The sequence below is a fragment of the Pseudomonas sp. MRSN 12121 genome, assembly GCF_000931465.1.
Classification (GTDB): domain Bacteria; phylum Pseudomonadota; class Gammaproteobacteria; order Pseudomonadales; family Pseudomonadaceae; genus Aquipseudomonas.
This window is the reverse complement of record NZ_CP010892.1, coordinates 4,150,805-4,173,773: the sequence shown is the minus strand read 5'-3', so window position 1 is coordinate 4,173,773 and position 22,969 is coordinate 4,150,805. Positions and strand designations below refer to the sequence as shown.

Below are 22,969 nucleotides of genomic sequence, written 5' to 3'. Positions count from 1 at the left end.
AATGACTTCCGTTGCTGTGCAACCCGGGTCCCTGAATACCCACCTGAGCCTGCCGGTCGAGGGCATGACCTGCGCGTCCTGCGTGGGGCGGGTCGAGCGGGCGCTGAAAACCGTCCCCGGCGTGCAGAGCGCCGCCGTCAACCTGGCCACCGAACGTGCCGATGTCAGCTTCGCCGGCCCGGCCGATCCGCTGGGCGCGGTGCAGGCCATCGAACGGGCGGGGTACGCCGTGCGCGAAGAAACCCTGGAACTGGCGATCGAGGGCATGACCTGCGCCTCGTGCGTGGGCCGGGTGGAAAAGGCGCTGCGGCAGATCCCCGGCGTGCTCGAAGCCAGCGTCAACCTGGCGACCGAGCAGGCCAGGGTGCGGCACCTGGCCGGGCTGGTGTCCATGGGTGATCTTGAAGCAGCGGTCAAGCGGGCAGGGTACAAGGCCCGTCGCTTGTCCGCCGCCGGAGCAGACGCCAGCGACCAGGACGAGGCTCGGCGCGAGGGCGAGGCGCGGAGCCTGCGCCGTTCGCTGCTGATTGCCGCCGTCCTTACCTTGCCGGTGTTCATCCTCGAGATGGGCTCGCACCTGATTCCCGCCATGCACCACTGGGTGATGGGCGTGCTGGGGCAGCAGGCGAACTGGTACCTGCAATTCGCGCTCGCCACCCTGGTGCTGTTCGGCCCCGGGCTGCGCTTCTTTCAAAAGGGCCTGCCGGCGTTGTGGCGCGGCGCCCCGGACATGAACTCGCTGGTCGCGGTCGGCACGACGGCGGCCTACGGTTATTCGGTGGTCGCCACCTTCATGCCCGAGGTGTTGCCGCAGGGCACCGCCAATGTCTACTTCGAGGCCGCGGCGGTCATCGTCACCCTGATCCTGCTCGGGCGTACGCTGGAAGCCCGGGCCAAGGGCAAGACCTCGCAGGCGATCAAGCGGCTGGTGGGATTGCAGGCCAGGACCGCGCGGGTCGAACACCATGGCCATACCGTGGAAACCCCGGTCGATCAGGTGAAGCTCGACGACGTGGTGCTGGTGCGTCCGGGCGAGAAGATCCCGCTCGACGGCGAGGTGATCGAGGGCGCGTCCTATGTGGACGAAAGCATGATCAGCGGCGAACCGGTGCCGGTGTCGAAAGGCCCGGGCGCCGCCGTCATCGGTGGCACGATCAACAAGACCGGTGCCTTCAGTTTCCGCGTCACCCAGGTCGGCGCCAACACGGTGCTGGCGCAGATCATCCGCCTGGTCGAGCAGGCGCAGGGGTCCAAGCTGCCGATCCAGGCGCTGGTCGACAAAGTCACCATGTGGTTCGTGCCGGCGGTGATGGCCGCGGCGACGGCGACCTTCCTGGTCTGGCTGATGTTCGGGCCGAGCCCGGCGCTGACCTTCGCCCTGGTCAATGCGGTGGCGGTGCTGATCATTGCCTGCCCGTGCGCCATGGGGCTGGCCACGCCGACCTCGATCATGGTCGGCACGGGCCGGGCGGCCGAGCTGGGCGTGCTGTTTCGCAAGGGCGAAGCCTTGCAGGCACTGCGGGATGTGAGCGTGGTCGCGCTCGACAAGACCGGCACGCTGACCAAGGGCCGCCCCGAACTGACCGACCTGATCGTCGCCGAGGGCTTCGCGCAGGATGAAGTCCTGGCGCTGGTGGCGGCGGTCGAGAGCCGCTCGGAACACCCGATCGCTGAAGCGATAGTGGCCGCTGCCAAGCAGCGCGGCCTGGTGCTCGCGGCCCTCGAGGGGTTCGCCGCCACGCCGGGCTTTGGTGTGTCGGCTACCGTTGGCGGTCGCGTCGTCGCGGTCGGCGCGGACCGTTTCATGACGCAACTGGGCCTCGACGTGAGCAGCTTCCGGACCACCGCCCAGCAACTGGGCGAGCACGGCAAGAGCCCGCTCTATGCGGCGATCGACGGCCGCCTGGCGGCGGTGATCGCGGTCGCCGACCCGATCAAGGAAACCACGCCCGAGGCCATCGCAGCGCTGCACGCGCTCGGCCTCAAGGTGGCCATGATCACCGGCGACAACGCCGCCACGGCCGCGGCGATTGCCCGGCAGCTGGGGATCGACGAAGTGGCGGCCGAGGTCCTGCCCGACGGCAAGGTCGCGGCGCTCAAGGCGTTTCGCGGCCAGGGCGCGCGGGTGGCCTTCGTCGGCGACGGTATCAACGATGCGCCGGCGCTGGCCGAGGCGGACGTCGGCCTCGCCATCGGCACCGGCACCGACGTGGCGATCGAAGCGGCCGATGTGGTGCTGATGTCGGGCGACCTGCGTGGCGTGCCGAATGCCATTGCCCTGAGCCAGGCGACGATCCGCAATATCAAGCAGAACCTGTTCTGGGCCTTTGCCTATAACGCGCTGCTGATCCCGGTCGCGGCGGGGGTGCTCTATCCGCTGAACGGCAGCTTGCTGTCGCCGATCTTCGCCGCGGCGGCGATGGCGCTCTCCAGCGTCTTCGTGCTCGGCAACGCACTGCGGCTCAAGCGCTTGCAGGCGCCCCTGGCGCTCGAACCCCGCACGGCAACGGCACAGAGCGAGGCGGCCCCGCTCGCTAGTCACTGATCGCGGCGCAAGCGCTGTCCGTTCAAGGTCGGACCTGCCAGTGCCTTGCAGGTCCCCGCGGCAACTAATGACTGGCGCCTGGTTAGGCGCCAGTCCATCTAGCGCGGTCAGCTCAAACAGGGCTCATACCTATAAACAGACAGGCGATACATAAGCGTAGCGCTCGGCAAAAGTTGCTCTGTTCGTGCCGGGGTTAGTTGCACATCGCCATTGTCTGCTGCCGAGTAAATACCCAGTTGTTTGATAAAAAACAGGGGGCGGCCGAGTGCCGTGCACTAAGGCGAAATAGCGAGATAATGTTCGCTGCCCATGTAAGTCGTCGAACTAATGACTGGTTGGTCATATATAAGATTCCAGTGCATGAAATATCTCTTTAAATATTTGACCTTGCCCTGTGGGTAGGCTGCAAAGTGGCCAGGCCTAACTAATAACCAGGAGTTCAATATGCTGCGTTTTCATATACCCAACATGAGCTGTGGCGGCTGCGCCCAGTCCGTCACTCGGGCACTGCTGAAGGTCGATCCCCAGGCGCAGATCGAGACCGATCCACTGACACGCGAAGTCCGGGTCCGGAGCACCCTGGACGCGAGCGCCTTGCGCAACGTGCTGAGCGAGGCCGGGTATCCCGACCAGCGATAGCCCGTTGCCGCAACCACGGCAGGCGCCCCGGGCTGCCGTCTCCGGCGGCCCGGCGCCCTTGCCCAGCGCGCCAGGGCGCCTGGCTGGGTGAGGGTTGGCAGGGTTCTAGAAGGGCCATTCGCCGAGGGTCGAACAGGTTGAGCGAGATGACGAGGAGGGTAGTCGCGAATTGTAAATAAATATTTCCTGGCGTCTCTTTGCCTGTCCAGAGCCCGCTGCAAGAACGCTCGCCGCGACTCCTTCCTGGAGCGCCAACGCCTCTGCTACAGGCCTTTTTCCAACTAGGTGACTATTTGCCATCAGTGTTTTTTACTCATCTAAGTTACCCGCGAAAAAACAATTCCGTGGCTTGACCTTTCCACCATGGGAAGCTTTAGGATTTTTCGCATAACAACAATGAAAAGGGTAGTTAGATGTCCTACGTTATACGGCAAAGACGCTGTAACTCACTCTCCACCTTAGTTACCTATCATGCCCCTCCGACAACCCAGGCATTCGCTTGTGCGTCAGGTATCGACCCTTCGATACATACGCGAGAAGTGAACGCCGGTGTTCATCGGACCCGGGGCGGTCTCACCACTTCGCGCACCGTTTTCAGGCGTCGCGAGGCAATCATCAAGTTCACCAGCGAGGAAGTAACAGCGTCTTCGTGCGTGGGCTCAATGATTAACGTGAACTCATTGGTAACTAGTGGAGGTCTCCATGAATAAGCTCAGCACCCATTATCTCGATGCCCTGAAACCGTCAGCCCTCAGTGGCCGAGCGGCAGCTCCTGCCACCGACACCGCGCAACTGCTGGCCGAGGCCCTGAAACCGGGCGCTACCTATTCCCAGGTCACGGTCGCGCTGGAGTCGCTGCTGATGCTCACCGCCGCGGGCCTGGCGGGCGACCGCAACGCCTATGGGCAGTACCAGGCGCTGCTCCTGGAACTGCACCTGCCGGGAGAACCCCGTACCGAACCAACGCGCCGCTGGCTGGCGAGCCAGGTCTACCTGATGGAGGATGAATTCGCCCCTGATCTGCCCGACGCCCCGGCGTTGTCGGTAGAGGAGTTCCGCCGGCAGGTCGATGCCGAAATCGAGTCGCGCAGCCGCGTCAGGCACCCGATGTCGCTGCACCTGTTCGAGGGCACGCCGCCGCGTGAAGACGTGCGCTTCTTCCTCGAGCACCACTGGACCCGTTCCTACAACTTCTACAGCCTGCTGGCGGAACTGGCGTTTCGCTTCGAAGCCATCGAGGACGCCTCGGTGTTCTACCGCAACCTGTATGGCGAGGCGGGCGCGGAGACCCCGGAGCGTTCGCACCCGGCGCTGCTGTCCCACCTGATGACGTATTTCGATATCCCGCTGCGCATCGATTTCCCTGCGTTGCACCCCCTGGAAAAGGCCTACCTGAACAACCGTATCCGTTGCGTGCGCCACCCGGATGTCGCCTGGGGCCTGGCCCTGCTGTACGCGGTGGAATCGGTGAGTTGCGTCAACCACCGGCGCATCTATGAACTGCTGCAACGCCTGGGCGTGCCCGAGCAACCCAGCGAGTTCCATCGCCTGCACGGCACCCAGGACGAGATCGACACCGAGGAAATGTGGGCGCTGATCGCCAAGTTCGCGCCGAGCGCGTCGTTCCAGCGCACCTTCATGCAAGCGCTGGCGCGCCACTTCGAGATCAACAAGGCGTACTTCGACATGCTCTGGCAGGAGATGCAGAAGCCGTCCCGCACCGCCTGATTCACCCCGTTGCACCCACAACAAAAACAAGGAAGACCCCATGCTCAGTTCCCGTAATTTTTCCCTGCAGCAACTCCAGAACCTGCACTCGAGCGAAGCGCGCCTGGTCGCCGAGGCGCTGGTGCCCAGTGCCAGCTCCCGGCCCATCGAAATCGCCGCCAACGCGCTGCGCGCCCTGGTCGAGACGGCGCACTCGGGCAATGCCCAGGCGTTCGCCGAGTACCAGCAACTGCTCTACATCCTGTCGTTGAGCGACGACGTGGCGACCGCGCTCACCCGGCGCTGGCTGGCCAATGCGATCTATCGCGTGGAAGAGCGCTTCATGCCGTGCGCCGATCTGTCTGCGGCGCTGTCCGAGGCGGATTTCCAGAAACGCCTTGAGCAGGAAGTCTTTTCGCAGTCCCGCGAAAAACACCCCATGTCGCAATACGTGTTCTCGGGCGCGGCCTCCCGCGCGCAACTCCAGGTGTTCCTGCGCCACCAGTGGTTCCGCACCTTCCGCCTGTACCGGGACGCGGCCGACCTGCTGGTGAACCTGACCGACGTGGACGAGGCCGCGGCGCTCGGCCGCTACCTCTATGGCGAACTGGGCGAAGAGGACGAGCAGGCTTCCCACCCACGGCTGCTGGCCAAGCTGCTCAACGCCGTCGACCTGGAGGCGGACTTCCAGGCCATCTCGACGATGCCCGAGGAAATCGCCTACCTGAACAACCGCGCGCGCTGCTTCCGCCAGCCCGACGTCGGCTGGGGCCTGGCGGTGTTCTACATCACCGAGCTGGTGGTCCCGGGCAATCACGAGAAGCTCTATCACGCGTTGCTCCAGGCCGGCGTCAGCGAAGACGCGGCCGAGTACTACAAGGTCCACATCAGCCTGGTGCCGCCGCGGGCCAAGCGCGAGTGGCAGCTCATCGCGCGACGCATCCCCGACGTCGGCTTCCAGAACGCGTTCCTCACCTCGCTGGCCCAGCACTTCCGCCTGGAAAGGGCTTACTACGACGCTGTCTGGGAAGAAATGCAGCGCGTGAAGTAAAGGTCCCCAGGGGACACAGCGAGGGATAGAACATGTCGAGTCACATTACAGAATCTCGTATCCACGGGGGCGCCTACTCGTCCCCGGAATTCGCCGCGATCTTCTCCGACAGCCAGCAGGTGCAGAAATGGCTGGATGTCGAACGGGCGCTGGCGGCGACCCAGGCCGAGATGGGCATCATTCCCGCCGAAGCGGCGCGGGAAATTGCCCGCGTGGCCCAGGTGGAGCGTTACGACTTGCAGGCGCTGGGCCGGGACAGCATGGCCACCGGGCACCTCCTGGTGCCGCTGATCCGGGCCATGCAGAAGGCCTGCGCAGGAGGGTGGGGCGAATACGTGCATTACGGCGTGACCACCCAGGACATCCTCGATACCGGGCTGATCCTGCAGATCCGCGAAGCCTGGGGCCAGGCTGTCGATCGATTGCAGGCGATCCGCCGCCACCTGCTGGCGCTCGCCCTGCGCCACAAGCACACGCCGATGGTGGCGCGCACCCATGGCCAGCAGGCGCTGCCCACCACGTTCGGCTACAAGGTCGCGGTCTGGGTCGACGAGCTCGACCGGCACCTGCAGCGCTTCGACGAGGCGCGGGAGCGGGTGATGGTCGGCAACCTGACCGGGGCCGTCGGCACCCTGGCGTCGTTCGGCGCCCAGGGCTTCGAGTTGCAGCAGCGCACGCTGGCCCGGCTCGGGCTCGGCGCGCCGCTGACCAGTTGGCACAGCGCCCGGGACCGGGTGCTCGAGGCCGCGGGGCTGCTGCTCCAGGTCTCGCTGACGCTGGGCCGGGTGGCGAACGAAATCTACCACCTGCAGCGCAGTGAGATAGATGAGGTGCGCGAAGGCAGCCGGCCGGGGCAGGTGGGCAGCAGCACCATGCCCCACAAGCAGAACCCGTCGACGGTCGACCTGATCAGCGCGCTGTCGCGCCTGGTCCGGGCGCAGATGGTGGCGCTCACCGACGCGGCGTTCCAGTTGCACGAGCGCGACGGTACGACCTGGCGCATCGAATGGGCCGCGCTGCCGGAGCTGTTCATCTACAGCGGTGCGCTGCTCACTCGCATGGAGGGTTTGCTGGCCGCGGGCCTGGAGGTCCGGAAAGCGCGCATGCGCAGCAACCTGGAGCTGCTCGGCGGCTTGATTCTGTCGGAGCGGGTGATGTTCGCCCTGGCGGATCGGCTGGGCAAGCAGAGTGCCCACGAGCTGGTGCACGAGGCTGCCCTGACGGCGCAGCGCGAGGCCACGCCGTTGCGCGATGTGCTGCTCGGGCATGAACGCCTGTGTGGCTGCTTCACCCCGCAGGCGCTCGACGAGCTGCTCGACCCGGCCACCTACACCGGGCTGGCCGCCGAGATGGTCGACCGGCTCGCCGGTGATCCGTTGCCCGGCTCGGCGCGCGATGGGCGCGAAGGGACCACGTCAAACCAAGGAAATTCCACTCAGTCTCAGTGCGTGATGGAGGGTATGTGATGGATTCGCAATCGCTGGAAACGCTGGCCCGTGCTACCTGCACCGTCCGTTCGGCAAGCCTCGGTAGCGATGGCGCCGAGCACGGCTGTCGGCACGAACACAGCCATATCCTGGACTCCCAGACTCATGGTGGCGGCTACGCCGGCCCCGTGAGCCGGAAAATCTTCTGCAGCCACTGTCGCCTGCAACGCTGGCTGGATGTCGAAGCGGCGCTGGCCATGGCCCAGGCGGACGTGCAGATCATCCCCCGGCAGGCCGCGCTGGAAATCGAGCAGGCGGCGAACCTCTCGGCCATCGACTGGCGGCAGATCGCCGACGGCGTGGCCAGCACCGGCCACTCGCTGATGCCGCTGCTGAGTGCCTTGCAGAAAAACTGCAGCCCCAGTACCCGGGAATACGTGCACTACGGCGCCACCACCCAGGACATCCAGGACACCGCCCAGTCCCTGGAAATGCGCGACGTGCTGGATGCGCTGGACCAGGCCCTGGAGAGCCTGCTGGCCAAGCTGGCGGTACTGGCCGACGGGCAGCGCGGCTCGCTCATGGTCGCCAGGACCCACTCGATCCCGGCATTGCCGACCACCTTCGCGCTGAAGGTCGCCGGCTGGATCGACGAACTGCTGCGCCACCGCGACCGCCTCGGCGAGGCACGCAAGCGGATCCTGGTGGTGCAGCTGTTCGGTGGCGTCGGCACCATGGCCGCCTTCGGCAGCGAGGCCATGGGCATGCTGGAGAGTTTTGCCCGGCGCCTGTCCCTGGACGTGCCGCTGGCGGGCTGGCATGTGTCCCGCGACCGCGTCGCCGAATTCGTCGGCACGCTGGCCATGGTCACCGCGTCCCTGGCGCGCATCGCGGACGAGATCCGCACCCTCAACCGCTGGGAAATCGGCGAGCTGGCGGTGGGCTGGACGGAGCAGCAGATCGGTAGCAGCACCATGCCGCACAAGCGTAATCCCGAGGGTTGCGAACAGGTGGTGGTGCTGGCGCGGCTGGCCAAGGCGCAGGTCGTGCTGGCGCTGGAGGCGATGATCCTGGAACACGAACGGGATTACCGCGGTACTCGCCTGGAATGGTGTGCCGTGGCGGATGTCTCGCACTACACGCTGATGGCCTTCTCGTTGCTGGACGACACCATCGGCGCGCTCACCGTCAACCACCAGGCCATGGAGCGCAACGCCACGGCCTACAGCGAGGCCATCTGCACCGAGGCCTTCGTGTTCGAGATGGCGAAGAAGCTCGGCAAGAGCAGTGCCTACGAAATCATTTTCGAAATCACCCAGGCCTGCCAGCGGGACCAGGTGCCGATTCGCCAGGCGATCGAAGCCGATCCGCGGGTCTGCGCCGTCATGTCGGCGCAGACCCTGGCCCGGCTGTTCGAACCCCGGGCCCACCTGGGCATGGCCGAAAAAATCGTCGACAAGGTGCTGGGCAAGGCTGCCAGCCATTAATCAATCACCGCCGCAGACGGCGGTACCACCCATCATGGAGAGATACATGTCACACGTCATCGAAATCGAGAAGGCCAAGGTCGAGCAGTTTTCTGCGCGGATCATGGAGGATTACGGCAACACCCTGCGCGGCGCCATGCTCTACATCGGCGACCAGCTGGGCCTGTTCAAGGCGCTGGCGGACGGGGAGTGGGTGACCCTGGAGGAGCTGGCGCAGAAAACCGGCTACAACCCCCGCTACCTGCGCGAATGGCTGGGCAGCATGGCGACCGGCAACTATGTGAGCTACGACCCGCCGAGCAAGCGCTACCGGCTGCCGCCGGAGTTCGTGCCGGTGCTTGCCGATGAGGACTCGCCTTACTTCGCCGGTGGGATCATCCAGCTGAGCGTGCCGTTCGTGAGCATGGCGCCGCGGGTCATCGAGGCCTTCCGCAACGGCGGCGGCTGCCCGGAAGAAGCCTTCCCGCTGGAGACCTGGGAGGGCATGGAGCGCATGACAATGCCCTGGTACAAGCACTACCTGGTGCAGCACTGGATCCCGTCCCTGGACGGCGTCAAGGAAAAGCTCGAGACCGGCGGCAGCGTGCTCGACTTCGGCTGTGGCAGCGGCCTGGCCGCGATCACCATCGCCCAGGCATTCCCCGAGGCGCGGGTCTTCGGCTGCGATTTCCACGGGCCGTCCATCGAGCGTGCGCGGGCCAACGCCGAGGCCGCAGGGGTGGGCGACCGGGTGCGTTTCGAGGTCAGCGATTCGGATGCCCTGGTCGGGCAGAAATTCGACTTCGTCACCACCTTCGTGGTGATCCACGACGCGACCGACCCGCAGCAGATGATGGCGGACCTGCGCCAGTCGACCGCCGACGACGGCACCTACCTCATGGTGGAACTCAACCTGTCGGAAGAGCTGCACGAAAACATGAACCTGTTCGGCCGCGTGATGTACCCGCAGAGCACGCTGTATTGCATGACCTGTTCGCTGTCCCACGGCGGCGCGGGGATCGGCGCCTTCATGGGGGAAAACCGCGCCAGGCGGATGGCCGAAGCGGCGGGCTTCAAACGCTTCCGCAAAGTGCCTTCCGACAAGCCGGCCCTGCCTGCCTTGTTCGAACTGCGGCCCTGAGGCCGTGCTGCCCGGGGTCGCGCAAGGCGATCCCGGGCAGTGCCCGCGGCCCGTCAGGGCCCGCCAGGGCGACTCCCTGGCTCAGAACAAATCGAGATATCGCCCCCCGGGATGTGCTTGCTGTCGCTATTGCCAATCGGTCGATGGCGGCGGTGGGCGCGCCTGGAAGGCTCCTGGCGCCTGGATCCAGGTCACGAATGTGGACGATTCCAGAACCTCGCGAGCCATGCCCCAGGGCCTGCCCGGCAGGGCGCAAGGCCTTTCATAGCCTGCGCTGCAACACGCGCGCCGACGCCTGGCGCGGGTGCCTCCAATCATTCGCCAGCGGGGTCGCAAGCGCCGCCGCAGGCGGTATGGCCAATTGCTCCGCAGACTCATTCGGCATGATCTAAGCTCCAGAAAGGTTGGCTCTTCGAGCAGGAGTCCGAATGCGAAACGCCCCTGAAAACAGTCTGAAAATCGCCCTGAAAGCCTGCCGTGACAGCTTCATTTCGGTGGGCTTTTTCAGCTTCTTCATCAATGCGCTGATGCTCGTGCCGACCTTCTACATGCTCCAGGTGTATGGGCGGGTGATCACCAGCGGCAGCCTGACCACCCTGGCCATGCTGACGCTGATCATGACCCTGCTGGTGATCACGCTCGGCTCCCTGGAATGGGTTCGCTCGCGGATCATGGTGCGGGTCAGTACGCGCCTGGATGTGCTGCTCGGTCGCCAGGTCTACCGGGCCAGTTTCAAGCGCGCCCTGGACAGCGGCGGCATGGACGCTTCGGCGCAGCCGCTCAGCGACCTGACCGGGCTCAGGCAGTTTCTCACCGGCAATGGCCTGTTCGCCTTTTTCGACGCGCCCTGGCTGCCGATCTACATCGCGGTGATGTTCCTCTTTCATCCCTGGTTCGGCTGGGTCGCGACCGGCAGCGCGCTGTTGCTGCTGGTGCTCGCGGCGGTCAACGAGAAGCTGACGGCGCCGACCCTGGCCCAGGCCAACAAGGAACATATCGGCGCCACGCTGCACACCACCAAGAACCTGCGCAACGCCGAAGTCATCGAGTCCATGGGCATGCTCGAAACCCTGATGGACCGTTGGGGGCTGCGCCAGGGCAACGTGCTGTGGCTGCAATCCCTGGCGAGCGACCGCGGGGCGATCGTCACCACGCTGTCGCGCTCTTTCCGCCTGCTCGTGCAATCGTTGGTGCTGGGCCTGGGCGCCTACCTGGCGGTGGATCACCAGGTGGGGGCGGGCATGGTGTTCGCCGGTGCGGTGCTGCTGGGCCGGGCGCTGGCGCCCATCGACCTGATGATCGGCAGTTGGAAGGGCTTTATCACCGCGCGTTCGCAGTACAACCGGTTGAACGCCATCCTCGACCAGCAGCAGGCGCAGGCCGAGCGCCTGCCGTTGCCCGCGCCGCTGGGGCAGGTGCAGGTGGAGAACCTGATCGTCGCGGCCCCCGGCTCGAAAACCCCGATCCTGCGCAACATCAGCTTCAACGTGCCCGCCGGCTGCGTGGTCGGGATCATCGGCCCGAGCGCCTCGGGCAAGTCGACCCTGGCCCGGGCGCTGCTGGGGGTGTGGCCGGCGCAGCACGGGGTGGTGCGCCTCGACGGCGCGGACATCGGCACCTGGGACAAGCACCTGCTCGGCCCGCACATCGGCTACCTGCCCCAGGACATCGAACTGTTCGAGGGCAGCGTCGCCGAGAACATCGCGCGCTTCGCCGAGATCGACCCGCAGAAAGTCATCCAGGCGGCGAGGACCGCCGGCGTGCACGAGATGATCCTGCTGTTGCCCGACGGCTACGACACCCTCATCGGCAGCGAGGGCCTGATGCTCTCCGGCGGGCAGCGCCAGCGCATCGGGCTGGCCCGCGCGCTGTATGGCGAGCCGCGGCTGATCATCCTCGACGAGCCCAATTCCAACCTCGACGAAGTCGGCGACCGCGCCCTGGTGGCCGCCATCCAGCAGATCAAGCAGACCGGCGCGACCCTGTTCGTCATCACCCACCGCACCAACCTGGTGTCGCAGCTCGACCGGCTGATGGTGATGATCGCGGGCGGTGTCAGCCTCTATGGTCCGCGCGAGCAGGTGCTGGCCGAACTCAGCGCCCAGCAACAGCCACCCAAGAAGCCCGCCGTATCAGCGCCTGCGGGCGCCAGCGTGGCGCCGGTCGATATGCGTAAGGACCCAGGCGATGAACCGTACGATGCCCAGCCTGCAAATTGAGCACTTGGCCCACCTGCCGGTATCCGATCGCAAAGTTCGCCGCCTGGGCCTGGGCATCATCGGCCTGACCTTCGGCCTGTTCGGCACCTGGGCGGCCGTCGCGCCCCTCGACGGCGCCGCCTACGCGCCGGGGGTGGTCACCGTGCAGGCATACCGCAAGACGGTCCAGCACCTGGAGGGCGGCATCGTCAAGGAGGTGCTGGTGCACGATGGCGACATCGTCAAGCGCGACGATCCGCTGATCGTCCTCGACGATGCGCAGTTGCGCTTCGAGTACGAAATGGCCCGGGGCCAGTTGATTGCGGCCAGGGCCACCAAGGCGCGGCTGGTCGCCGAGCGCGACGGGCTGGCGCAGATCGACTTCGCAACGATCGGCGACGGCGACAGCCCGCGGGGCGACGAAGCGCGCCAGGGCGAGAGCCAGCTGTTCAACGCCCGGCGCGGCTCGCGGCTGGGCCAGGTGGCGGTGCTGCAGGAGCGCGTCGGCCAGTTGCAGCAGCAGATCAAGGGGCTGGAGTCGATGATCGGCACCAAGGCCCAGCTGGAAAGTTCCTACAGCGGTGAAATCGGCGAGCTGGGCGAACTGCTCAAGGAGGGCTTCGTCGACAAGCAACGCATGCTCGAACAGCAGCGCAAGCTGGGAATGCTCAAGACGGAAGTGGCCGACCACCGCTCGACCATCAACCGGATCCGCCTGCAGATCAACGAGACCCAGTTGCAGATCCTCCAGGTCGACAAGGATTTCAACGCCGACGTGGCCAAGCAACTGGCCGAGGTGCAGACGCGGATCTACGACTTGCAGGAAAAGACCTCGGCCCTGGAAGACCGACTCGGGCGCATCGTCATCCGCGCGCCGGAGGCAGGCATGGTGATCGGCATGACCGTGCACACCGTGGGCGGCGTGGTGCGCTCGGCGACGCCGTTGCTGGACATCGTGCCCTCGGTCTCCGAGCTGGTGATCGAGGCCCAGGTGGCGCCGGTGGATATCGATCGCATCGGCATCGGCAAGCGCGCCGATATTCGCTTCGGCGCGTTCAAGAGTTCGACGACACCGGTGATCGAAGGCGAGGTCACCAGTGTCTCGGCCGACCGGCTGACCAACGAGAAGACCGGCGCCGCCTATTACCTGGCGCGGGTCCGGGTCACCGAAAAAGGGGTGCGTACCTTGGGGGAACGCAGGCTGTTGCCGGGAATGCCGGCGGACGTATTGATCATCACCGGCCAGCGCACGCTGTTGCAGTACCTGCTGCAGCCGGCCCGGGATGTGATGTCTCAATCAATGATCGAGGAGTGACCATGGAAGTGTCGTCAATGCTGTTGGGTGGGGTATTGATGCTGACAACAGGGGCCGCACTGGCGCAAACCCCTGCCGCAACACCGAAAGAGATCCGGGCCTCGACCTATTCCACGGACCTGATGCAGCTGTATCGCGAGGCCCGGCTGGAGGATCCCAAGGTCTTGGCGTCTTTCGCCCAGGCGCAAGCGGGCAAGGAGTATCAGCGCGAAGCCATGGGGGCGCTGTTGCCGCAACTGTCGTTCAACGCCGGGACCAACCGCATCCATCAGGAAAACGACGTGATCGATGCGCGCAGTTTTGACAGCGAAAGCTACAGCCTGGTGTTGCGCCAGTACCTCTACAACAAGGCCGCGTGGGAGAACTACCAGAAGTTCAAGAGCCTGGCCAGGCAGTCCGAGTCCGAGGCGCTGGATGCCCAGTCCGAGGCCGCGGTGGAACTGGCCCAGCGTTACTTCACCGCGCTGGCGGCCGAGGACGAGCTGGAGCTGGTGCGGGCCGAGCGCCGGACCACGCAGAAGAGCCTGGACCGGATCAATGCGCTGTACGCCCGGCAGATGGCGCTGGTGACCGACCAGCTCGATCTCAAGGCCCGGGTGGACCTGCTCGCGGCCCAGGAGATGGACGCGCGCAACCAGGCCAGCATCAGTCGCGAGGCCCTGGCGGAGATCGTCGGCCGGCCGGTCAAGGAGAAACTCAACCGGATCCGCAACGACGCCCAGTTGCGAGTGTCGACGCAGAGCCTGGATTCCTGGGTGCGCGACGGCATCGAGCTGAACCCGACGCTCAAGGCCAGCGAGAGCGGGCTGGAGGCGGCGAACGCGGCGCTGCGCAGCGGCAAGGGCGGGCACTATCCGACCGTCAGCCTGAACCTCAGCGCGCAACAGACCAACGAGGGCTACAACAACACCTTGGCGCCGCGAACCGACAGCTATGTGGCCGGGGTCGGCGTCCAGGTGCCGCTGTACAGCGGCGGCTCGACCTCGGCGCGGGTCCGTGGGCTCTACCAGGACCAGCAGGTGGCCGAGCAGCAGCTGGAGTCGGTGCGGCGCCGGGTGGTCAAGGAAATCACCAGCGCCTACCTGACCGCCAATTCCAACGGTGAAAAGATCGATGCCAGCCGCCTGGCCCTGGAGTCGGCGCAGCTATCCCGGGTGGCGGCGGAGAAAGGCCTGAGCTACGGGATGGTCAACGCCGTCGATGTGCTGACCAGCGTGCGCAACGAGTTCCGGGTGCGGCGCGACCTGCTCAAGACGCAATACGAGTTCCTCAGCAATGTCTTCACCCTCAACCGCTGGGCGGGCAAGCCGCCGGGCGAAACGGTCAGCAGCGTGAACGGCTGGCTGAGCCCCGGCAGCGCGGTGCAGTCGGTGAACGCCGACGGCCAGGAGTAGGCGGCTGCGGCCCGCGGTCTTTTCCATCATCCCAGCCCTTGTCGTAGCGCCCTGGCGCTGCGCCGAGGGCGCGTTGGCTCCCCTGGGCCGCGGCCCGGCGCCGGGCCACAGGCCGCGCAGGGCGCGGCCTGGAGTGGGTGTGGCGATAAATTGACTGATTTGTGGGTAGCCTGCTTATCTGCGCGCCACTTGTCGGTTAATTGACGAATCGCACCGTCCCACGGCGGTTCGCGGCTGGTTCCCTGGCGTGCCTAAGCGTTTGATTTTCCAGCGCCGGCCAGGCTCCCGGCGGGGCATGAAGCGCGGCGCGGGGCAGAGGCCGGGCGGACGAACGGGCTGGCAACCCATGGCGCTGGCCTAGACTCAGTGGAGGGGTTCGCGGGAGCCCGACCCTACGCGTAAGTGCTTGATACTTTTTCTATCCATACAGCCCGCAGGCTGCATCCGCCTTGCGCAAGCTCCTCGCCAATCCTGTCGGTGCCCCGGTGATCCACCTCCCGGATGAGCGCTTTCATGGGCTGTCGGCACTTGCACTTGTCTTTGCCTGCGCGGGACGGGTGAGCCAGTGGCTGAACGAAACAGGCCAACGGAGGGAGGCCGTCATTCGTTTTTCGAGGGAGGCAGCAAGGTATGCCAGACCACAAGAAAACGATACGCGTCATGCTGATCGATTGCCGTCCCCTGGTCCTCATGGGGCTGCACGATGTGATCAATGCCAGAAGACCGCAGATGGAGGTGAGCGGCCATGCCACCACCTATACCCACGCCCTGGACCTGGCCGATCAGTTGCGTCCCAATGTGGTTTTTTTCAGTTTTTTCCCCGATGCGCTGAACCCGCTGGAAGTCGTTGCCGGGCTGGTGCGCAACCGCGAAATGAAAGTGCTGGTGCTCAAGGGCCTGTACGAAGCCATCCCGATGACCGAGGTGCTGGAGGCGGGCGCCCGGGGCATCGTGCTGGCGGAAGACCCGACGGAGGCGATCGTGCGGGCCATCGTCAAGGTCCACCATCACGACTGCGGCCTGGACCGGGCCTGGGCGGGCGAACTGTCCGACTATGCCGCGACCCGGCATGTGTCCCTGGGCTGCAACAAGGAACGGGCGAAACAGGCGCGCCTGACCCTGCGCGAGCGGGAGCTGATCTACGCCATCGTCGGCGACCCCTCCGCCAAGTACATGAGCATCGCCGAGCGCCTGGGCATCAGCGAGCACACCGTGCATAACCATCTGAGCAACATTTATCAGAAGCTCGACCTGATCAACCGCATCGACCTGCTGATGTACGCGCTCAAGCACGACCTCACCGGCAACGAAGGCGCGGGCGATTCCCCCCGGGCCAGGCCGAACTGAATGCTCCGCGGTCACTCTCGGCCTTGCGGGGCTTCGGCGTGCCGCCTGGACTGGTATTCGTAGCCCGGTTTTCCCTTCCTTGCCGCGCCGGGCCTTGGCCGGTTGTCGCATGTTTCACTGGCGCATAAAAAAGCGAGGGTGGTCTCCCGGCCACCCTCGCATTCATTCGCGTGCGCGAGGTTTCAGACGCTGCCCATGACAATGTCGGTATTGACCGCGTGAGCCCCGACCAGGGTGATGGTGGTCAACTGCCCGCCGGTCTCGGCGACCGTCACCACGCTGTCGGCGCCGGCGTCGTTGATCGACTGCACCACGGCCCCCGGATCGCCGAGCAGCACCACCGTGTCCCGGGCCCCGGCGGTGGTGTCGAAGCCGGTGACCTGGTAGTGGTTGTCGGTGCTCGACAGATCGACGTTGAAGGCATCCCGCTGGCCCGCGGTGCCGATCAGCCGGAAGTCGAAGAGCGCGTCGTTCGGGTCGTTGGCGAACAGGTTGGCATTGAAGGCGCTGCTGGCCGTGTCGCCATCCTTGTCCGTGGTGGTGGCGTTGAACGACAGCTTGATATCGCTGGCCAGGCTTTCGGTCTCGTGGACGAACTCGATCGTCGGGATCTTGACCGTGCCCTTGCCCATGGTCAGCTGCACGGCGTCGATCAGGTGCGAACCGTCCCACTGTACGAGGAAGGATTTCTGACCGCCGGCTTCCGCATGCAGGTCAGCGGCCTGCACCTTGGTCGGTGCCCCCGAGGTCGTGCCGTTCTCGTAGTAGATGGTGTAGTACAGCTCTTCCGTGGCCGGGTCGTAGCCTTGCACCGAGTTGTCGATGTAGACCTTCATGGCGGTCAGCAGGGTCTGCGGGTTGACGACGAAGCTCTCGTCACCGGCATTGATGCCGGCCGTGTTGTTGCCCTCCAGGTTGTTGTTGGCGATACCGATACCGGACGTGCTGACGTTCATCGCTGCCGAACCGATGTACGACGGCAGCGGGTTGGTCTGCAGTTGCGCTTCGGTCGGGTCGGTGGCACCGACCCCGACGCCGGTCATGATGCTGTTGGCGCCGGTTTGCGGGGCCAGCGGGTTGGCGCCGAAGAACACCACGTGCTCGGAACCTATGGTCAGGGTGCGTACCGGGTCCGGGCCGCCGGAGTCCAGCGAGCCGTTGGCGCTGCTGAGCACCACGGTGGAGTGGAAGCTTTCCACCAGGTCCAGGGCATAGGTGCCGTTGGCGTAGGCGGTCAGGGCGTAATGCACGGTGGTATTGGCCGTGGCCGCGTTGTTGTCGAAGTCCCCGGTCAGGGTGCCGTTGAAGTGATAGGCGCCGCTGCCATCCGGCGACGGCGACTGTTCGACCAGGGTGCCGGTGCCGATGCTGGTGGTGTCGTCCGGACGGACCAGGGTGAACTGGCCGTTCACCAGGCTGATGTCCAGGCCGTTCGGCCCCAGGCCGTTGGCGCCGGAGCCCATGTTCCAGAACCCTTGCTGCGCGTGGTCGGTGCCGGTGCCGATGAGGTTGCCGAACGCCAGGGTCGGCGTGTCGTCGTCGACGGTGATCACCAGCTTGTCGGCCGTGGCGGTCACTGTGTCGCCGTCCTTGTCGGTGGCTTGCAGCAACGTGCCGAGGCTGAGGGCGAGGTCGTTCTCGTCATTGCCGGCGGCATGGTCCAGCGGTTGCAGCAGGGTGAAGGCGTAGGCCCCCGCCGCGTTGAGGCTGAAGGTGAACACGCTGATCGCCCCGGCCTTGGCGGTGAGGGTATCGCCCACCACGCTGTAGGCCAGCGCCACACCACCGGAACTCAGGGCGGGCAGGCCGCTGGTGTTGCTGGACAGCGAGTAGCTCAGCGGTACATCGGCGCCGGACTGGAAGATGCCCGTGACGCTGCCGCCGAGGCTGGTGACTTCGCCGGGCACATCGCCGATACCGCCGGCGATGCCGTGGGCCAGGCCGTCCTCGTCGACGGTGCCGGTCACCGCAGTTCCGTTGGCCGTTGGCGTGTCGTCATTGACATTGATCACCAGTTTCTCCGCCGCCGCGGTCACGCTGTCGCCATCCTTGTCGGTGGCCGTGAGCAGGCTGCCGAGGTTGAGGGCGATGTTGTTTTCATTGTTGCCGGCGGCATGGTCCAGAGGTTGCAGCAGGGTGAAGCTGTAGTCGCCCGCGGCACTGAGGCTGAAGGTGAACACATCCACCGCGCCGGCCGTGGCCGTCAGGGTATTGCCGACCACGCTGTAGACCAGTGCCACGCCGCCGGAACTCAGAGCAGGCAAGCCGCTGGTATCGGCGGACAGGGCATAGCTCAGCGGTACGTCGGCACCCGACTGGAAGATGCCCGTGACGCTGCCACTGGCCGTCGTCGCTTCGCCCGCCACATCGCCCACGCCACCGGCGATGCCGTTGGCCAGGCCGTCCTCGTCGACGGTGCCGGTGACGGCACTGCCGGCTGCGGTTGGCGTGTCGTCATCGACGGTGATCACCAGTTTTTCCGCCGCAGCGGTCACCGTGTCGCCATCCTTGTCGGTGGCCGTGAGCAGCGAGCCGAGGTTGAGGGTGATGTCGTTCTCATCGTTGCCGGCGGCATGATCCAGCGGTTGCAGCAGGGTGAAGCTGTAGTCGCCCGCGGCACTGAGGCTGAAGGTGAACACATCCACCGCGCCGGCCGTGGCGGTCAGGGTGTTGCCGACCACGCTGTAGACCAGCGCCACGCCGCCGGAGCTCAGGGCCGGCAGGCCGCTGGTGTCGCTGGACAGCGCATAGCTCAGCGGCACGTCGGCGCCCGGCTGGAAGATGCCGGTGACGCTGCCACTGGCCGTCGTCGCTTCGCCCGCCACATCGCCGATACCACCGGCGATGCCGTTGGTCAGGCCGTCCTCGTCGACGGTGCCGGTGACGGCGCTGCCGGTTGCGGTCGGTGTGTCGTCGTCGACGGTGATTACCAGTTTTTCCGCGGCGGCGGTGACGCTATCGCCATCCTTGTCGGTGGCCGTGAGCAGGCTGCCGAGATTGATGGTGATGTCGTTCTCGTCATTGCCGGGGGCATGATCCAGCGGTTGCAGCAAGGTGAAGCTGTAGTCACCCGTGGCGCTGAGGCTGAAGGTGAACACATCCACCGCGCCGGCCGTGGCGGTCAGGGTGTTGCCGACCACGCTGTAGACCAGTGCCACGCCAGCGGAACTCAGGGCCGGCAAGCCACTGGTGTCGGCGGCTAGCGAGTAGCTCAGCGGCACATCGGCACCGGACTGGAAGATGCCGCTGACGCTGCCACTGGCGACCGTGGCTTCGCCCGCCACATCGCCCACGCCACCGGCGATGCCGTCCAGGCCGTCTTCGTCGACGGTGCCGGACGCGGCGGTTCCGTCGGCCGTCGGTGTGTCGTCATTGACGGTGATCACCAGTTTTTCCGCCGCGGCGGTCACCGTGTCGCCGTCCTTGTCGGTGGCTTGCAGCAGCGAGCCGAGGTTGAGAGTGATGTCGTTCTCGTCGTTACCGGCGGCATGGTCCAGCGGTTGCAGCAGGGTGAAGCTGTAGTCGCCCGCGGCGCTGAGGCTGAAGGTGAACACATCCACCGCACCCGCCGTGGCCGTCAGGGTATCGCCGACCACGCTGTAGACCAGTGCCACGCCGCCGGAACTCAAGGCAGGCAGGCCGCTGGTGTCGCTGGCCAGGGAGTAGCTCAGCGGCACATCGGCGCCCGACTGGAACACCCCGCTGACGCTGCCGCTGGCCGTGGTGGCTTCGCCTGCCACATCGCCGATACCACCGGCGATGCCGTGGGCCAGGCCGTCTTCGTCGACAGTGCCGGCCACGGCACTGCCGGCCGCAGTTGGCGTGTCGTCATTGACGGTGATTACCAGTTTCTCGGCGGCGGCCGTTACTGTGTCGCCGTCCTTGTCGGTGGCCGTGAGCAGGCTGCCGAGGTTGAGGGTGATGTCGTTCTCATCGTTACCGGCGGCATGATCCAGCGGTTGCAGCAGAGTGAAGCTGTAGTCACCCGCGGCACTGAGGCTGAAGGTGAATACATCCACCGCACCCGCCGTGGCGGTCAGGGTATTGCCGACCACGCTATAGACCAGCGCTACGCCGCCGGAGCTCAGGGCAGGCAAGCCGCTGGTGTCGCTGGACAGCGCATAGCTCAGCGGCACGTCGGCGCCCGGCTGGAAGATGCCGGTGACGCTGCCACTGGCCGTCGTCGCTTCGCCCGCCACATCGCCCACGCCACCGGCGATGCCATTGGTCAGGCCGTCCTCGTCGACGGTGTCGGTGACGGCACTGCCGGCTGCGGTTGGCGTGTCGTCATCGACGGTGATCACCAGTTTTTCCGCCGCGGCGGTCACCGTATCGCCATCCTTGTCGGTGGCCGTGAGCAGGCTGCCGAGATTGATCGTGATGTCGTTCTCGTCATTACCGGGGGCATGATCCAGCGGTCGCAGCAAGGTGAAGTTGTAGTCACCCGTGGCACTGAGGCTGAAGGTGAACACATCCACCCCACCCGCCGTGGCGGTCAGGGTGTTGCCGACCACGCTGTAGACCAGTGCCACGCCAGCGGAACTGAGGGCCGGCAAGCCGCTGGTGTCGCTGGCCAGGGTATAGCTCAGCGGCACATCGGCACCGGACTGGAAGATGCCGCTGACGCTGCCACTGGCCGTGGTCGCTTCGCCCGCCACATCGCCCACGCCTCCGGCGATGCCGTCTAGGCCGTCTTCGTCGACGGTGCCGGATGCGGCGGTTCCGGCCGCGGTCGGCGTGTCGTCATCGACCGTGATCACCAGTTTTTCCGCGGCCGCGGTGACGCTGTCGCCATCCTTGTCGGTGGCCTTGAGCAGGCTGCCGAGGTTGATGGTGATGTCGTTCTCGTCATTGCCGGCGGCATGATCCAGGGGTTGCAGCAGGGTGAAGGTGTAGGCGCCCGAGGCGCTCAGGCTGAAGGTGAAGACGCTGGCGCCACCGGCGCCGGCGGTGGCGGTCAGGGTGTTGCCGACCACGCTGTAGACCAGCGCCACGCCGCCGGAACTCAGGGCGGGCAGGCCGCTGGTGTCGCTGGCCAGGGAGTAGCTCAGCGGTACGTCGGCGCCGGGCTGGAAGATGCCGGTGACGCTGCCGCTGGCGACCGTGGCTTCGCCGGCCACATCGCCGACGCCACCGGGGATGCCGCTGGCCAGGCCGTCTTCATCGACGGTGCCCGCCACGGCGCTGCCGGCCGCTGCCGGGCCGTCGTCCTCGAAGATCATCTTCGAGCCGATTTCGGTGGTCGTGGTGGCAGCCTGGCGCAGGCTGAAACCGCCGATATCGAAGTCGGCGTGGTTATTGCCCGAGGCATTGAGGGCCGCGCCGTTTTCCACCAGTACGCGGTTATGGTCCGCGGCGGTGGTGTATTCGATCTGGTAGCCGGCCTTGACCCCGGTGACCGTGGCAACGCCGCCGGAGAAGGTGATGACGATGCTCGGATCGTTCACCGAGCCGTCCGAGTTCTCGATCACCAGGCCGGTGCTGTTGTTGACCACGCGCACATTGGTGATCGCCACTGGCGTGTCGCCGGCATAGCCGTTGACGAAGCTGGTGCCGGATTCCACCGCGGTGCTGAAGGCGCTGATCTTGACCACCGCGCTCTTGCCGCTTTGCAGCTGCACGATGTCGAAATTGGCCGACTTGCTATTGAACATGGCGGTGAAGTCGATATTGGCTTCGATGTCGGCTTCGTTCTGGTCCAGATTGGGAACGGTCACGTTCTGCCGGGCACCGGTGACGAAGGTGAAGCGGATGCCTTCCTGTTCCGTGATCATCTGGTTGTTGGTGCCGAAGGTGGTCGGGCCACCGCCCTGGCTGGTGTTGATGGTGTCGCCGGTATTGATGTTGACGCCTGTGGACTGGTCGGCGGGGTCCTTGCCGGTGGCGATGATCGTCGGGTTGGTGATGCGCATCACGCCGCCGTCATTGATCACCGTGGGGTTGGCGGTGGTGAACATCAGGAACAGGTTCTGCCCGGAAGGCGCGTTGGCCAGGCTGAACGCCAGGTCCTGGGTGGCGCCGATGAACACCTTGTTCATCAGGTTCAGGGCATCGTCCGGGTTGCTGGCGTCCGGATGCTTGAGCGGCTGGTATTCCACGGTCCAGATCTTGCCGCCGCTGACCGGCGACCCGGTTTCCTCGATGTAGGCCGCGAACACGATCGCGCCGCCAGGGCCGCCGGCCCGGCCGAGCAGGATATTGTTGTTGCTGTCGGTGTACAGCAGGATGTCGACGCCATCGAGGGTATCCAGGCCGCTGTCCAGGCCGTTGAGGGCCGCGCCCAGGCTGTCGGTGAAGCTGACATCGGTGAGGCTGGCCCCGGGCGCGAGGTTGAGGTTGAACGCATTGCTGCCCGTATCGCCCGCGGCGCCGGTGTAGCCGCTCAAGGCGGCATTGCTCGCGGTGCCCGCGCCCAGGGCGCCCAGCCGGGTGGCGAACAGCGAGGGCAGAGACGCGAGAAGAATGTCGTTGTCGTCGGCATCGCCGGCCGGCGTCGGCGTGGCCGTGGCGTTCTGCAGCCCGGCGGTTTCGTCCAGGGAAACACTGGCGCCAGTGGTGGTGACCAGGTTGACGCTGCTGGCCTGGGCGGTATTGAAAGTCAGGGTGTTGTCGCTGGAGGGAACGGGGTACAGATCGGCACTGGTACTACTGGTCGGATCGGTGTTGGTCGGCAGGGGTTTTCTAGGGGTAGTCATGACGGTCTCCTGGTGCATTCCAGTGGTTGCAGCCGGGCCATGGC

General features: G+C 65.8%; 12 protein-coding genes. 11 read left to right on the top strand and 1 reads right to left on the bottom strand.

The features are described 5' to 3' along the window. The first annotated feature begins 1 nt into the window (after position 1). From TO66_RS18995 to TO66_RS18945, 11 genes are all read left to right on the top strand, one after another. Positions 2-2,545 carry a heavy metal translocating P-type ATPase gene (locus tag TO66_RS18995; protein WP_044463717.1) on the top strand — a complete coding sequence of 848 codons (2,544 nt, stop codon included), beginning with the start codon at positions 2-4 and terminating at the stop codon, positions 2,543-2,545. Positions 2,546-2,989: 444 nt separating this feature from the next. Then, positions 2,990-3,184 carry a heavy-metal-associated domain-containing protein gene (locus tag TO66_RS18990; RefSeq protein ID WP_044463716.1) on the top strand — a complete coding sequence of 65 codons (195 nt, stop codon included), beginning with the start codon at positions 2,990-2,992 and terminating at the stop codon, positions 3,182-3,184. 702 nt (positions 3,185-3,886) lie between these two features. Then, a complete protein-coding gene (locus TO66_RS18985; RefSeq protein WP_044463715.1) occupies positions 3,887-4,912 on the top strand; it encodes an HOASN domain-containing protein in 1,026 nt (341 codons plus the stop codon). Positions 4,913-4,952: 40 nt separating this feature from the next. Then, positions 4,953-5,942: an HOASN domain-containing protein gene (locus TO66_RS18980; RefSeq protein ID WP_044463714.1), complete on the top strand. Its 990-nt coding sequence runs from the start codon at positions 4,953-4,955 to the stop codon at positions 5,940-5,942. Between the two features lie 32 nt (positions 5,943-5,974). After that, positions 5,975-7,408 (top strand): adenylosuccinate lyase, encoded by a 1,434-nt coding sequence (gene purB / locus TO66_RS18975; RefSeq protein ID WP_044463713.1) that lies wholly within the window; start codon positions 5,975-5,977, stop codon positions 7,406-7,408. Then, complete coding sequence (locus tag TO66_RS18970; protein WP_044463712.1) at positions 7,408-8,856, top strand: adenylosuccinate lyase family protein; 1,449 nt, start codon at positions 7,408-7,410, stop codon at positions 8,854-8,856. The genes purB and TO66_RS18970 overlap by 1 nt, the downstream gene beginning before the upstream one ends. Before the next feature lie 46 nt (positions 8,857-8,902). After that, the gene (locus TO66_RS18965) at positions 8,903-9,976 is read left to right on the top strand and encodes a class I SAM-dependent methyltransferase (RefSeq protein ID WP_044463711.1); all 1,074 of its coding nucleotides are present in this window, start codon (positions 8,903-8,905) and stop codon (positions 9,974-9,976) included. Positions 9,977-10,404: 428 nt separating this feature from the next. After that, entirely contained in the window at positions 10,405-12,195 is a 1,791-nt protein-coding gene (locus tag TO66_RS18960; protein ID WP_044463710.1) for a type I secretion system permease/ATPase, read from the top strand. Next, positions 12,164-13,489 (top strand): HlyD family type I secretion periplasmic adaptor subunit, encoded by a 1,326-nt coding sequence (locus tag TO66_RS18955; protein WP_230015411.1) that lies wholly within the window; start codon positions 12,164-12,166, stop codon positions 13,487-13,489. Before TO66_RS18960 ends, TO66_RS18955 begins: the two co-directional genes overlap by 32 nt. Before the next feature lie 2 nt (positions 13,490-13,491). Then, positions 13,492-14,883 carry a TolC family outer membrane protein gene (locus TO66_RS18950; RefSeq protein WP_044463708.1) on the top strand — a complete coding sequence of 464 codons (1,392 nt, stop codon included), beginning with the start codon at positions 13,492-13,494 and terminating at the stop codon, positions 14,881-14,883. Positions 14,884-15,513: 630 nt separating this feature from the next. Further along, the gene (locus TO66_RS18945; RefSeq protein WP_044463707.1) at positions 15,514-16,230 is read left to right on the top strand and encodes a response regulator transcription factor; all 717 of its coding nucleotides are present in this window, start codon (positions 15,514-15,516) and stop codon (positions 16,228-16,230) included. Between the two features lie 182 nt (positions 16,231-16,412). On the opposite strand, the gene TO66_RS18940 is transcribed toward TO66_RS18945, so the two are convergent. Further along, positions 16,413-22,925: a DUF5801 repeats-in-toxin domain-containing protein gene (locus TO66_RS18940; protein WP_044463706.1), complete on the bottom strand. Its 6,513-nt coding sequence runs from the start codon at positions 22,923-22,925 to the stop codon at positions 16,413-16,415. Between the last annotated feature and the right edge of the window lie 44 nt (positions 22,926-22,969).

Coding starts and splice junctions, on each gene's coding strand:
- TO66_RS18960 (WP_044463710.1), top strand. CDS start 10,405: ATGCGAAACGCCCCTGAAAACAGTCTGAAAATCGCCCTGAAAGCCTGC.
- TO66_RS18985 (WP_044463715.1), top strand. CDS start 3,887: ATGAATAAGCTCAGCACCCATTATCTCGATGCCCTGAAACCGTCAGCC.
- TO66_RS18970 (WP_044463712.1), top strand. CDS start 7,408: ATGGATTCGCAATCGCTGGAAACGCTGGCCCGTGCTACCTGCACCGTC.
- TO66_RS18955 (WP_230015411.1), top strand. CDS start 12,164: ATGAACCGTACGATGCCCAGCCTGCAAATTGAGCACTTGGCCCACCTG.
- TO66_RS18965 (WP_044463711.1), top strand. CDS start 8,903: ATGTCACACGTCATCGAAATCGAGAAGGCCAAGGTCGAGCAGTTTTCT.
- TO66_RS18995 (WP_044463717.1), top strand. CDS start 2: ATGACTTCCGTTGCTGTGCAACCCGGGTCCCTGAATACCCACCTGAGC.
- purB (WP_044463713.1), top strand. CDS start 5,975: ATGTCGAGTCACATTACAGAATCTCGTATCCACGGGGGCGCCTACTCG.
- TO66_RS18980 (WP_044463714.1), top strand. CDS start 4,953: ATGCTCAGTTCCCGTAATTTTTCCCTGCAGCAACTCCAGAACCTGCAC.
- TO66_RS18940 (WP_044463706.1), bottom strand. CDS start 22,925: ATGACTACCCCTAGAAAACCCCTGCCGACCAACACCGATCCGACCAGT.
- TO66_RS18945 (WP_044463707.1), top strand. CDS start 15,514: ATGCCAGACCACAAGAAAACGATACGCGTCATGCTGATCGATTGCCGT.
- TO66_RS18950 (WP_044463708.1), top strand. CDS start 13,492: ATGGAAGTGTCGTCAATGCTGTTGGGTGGGGTATTGATGCTGACAACA.
- TO66_RS18990 (WP_044463716.1), top strand. CDS start 2,990: ATGCTGCGTTTTCATATACCCAACATGAGCTGTGGCGGCTGCGCCCAG.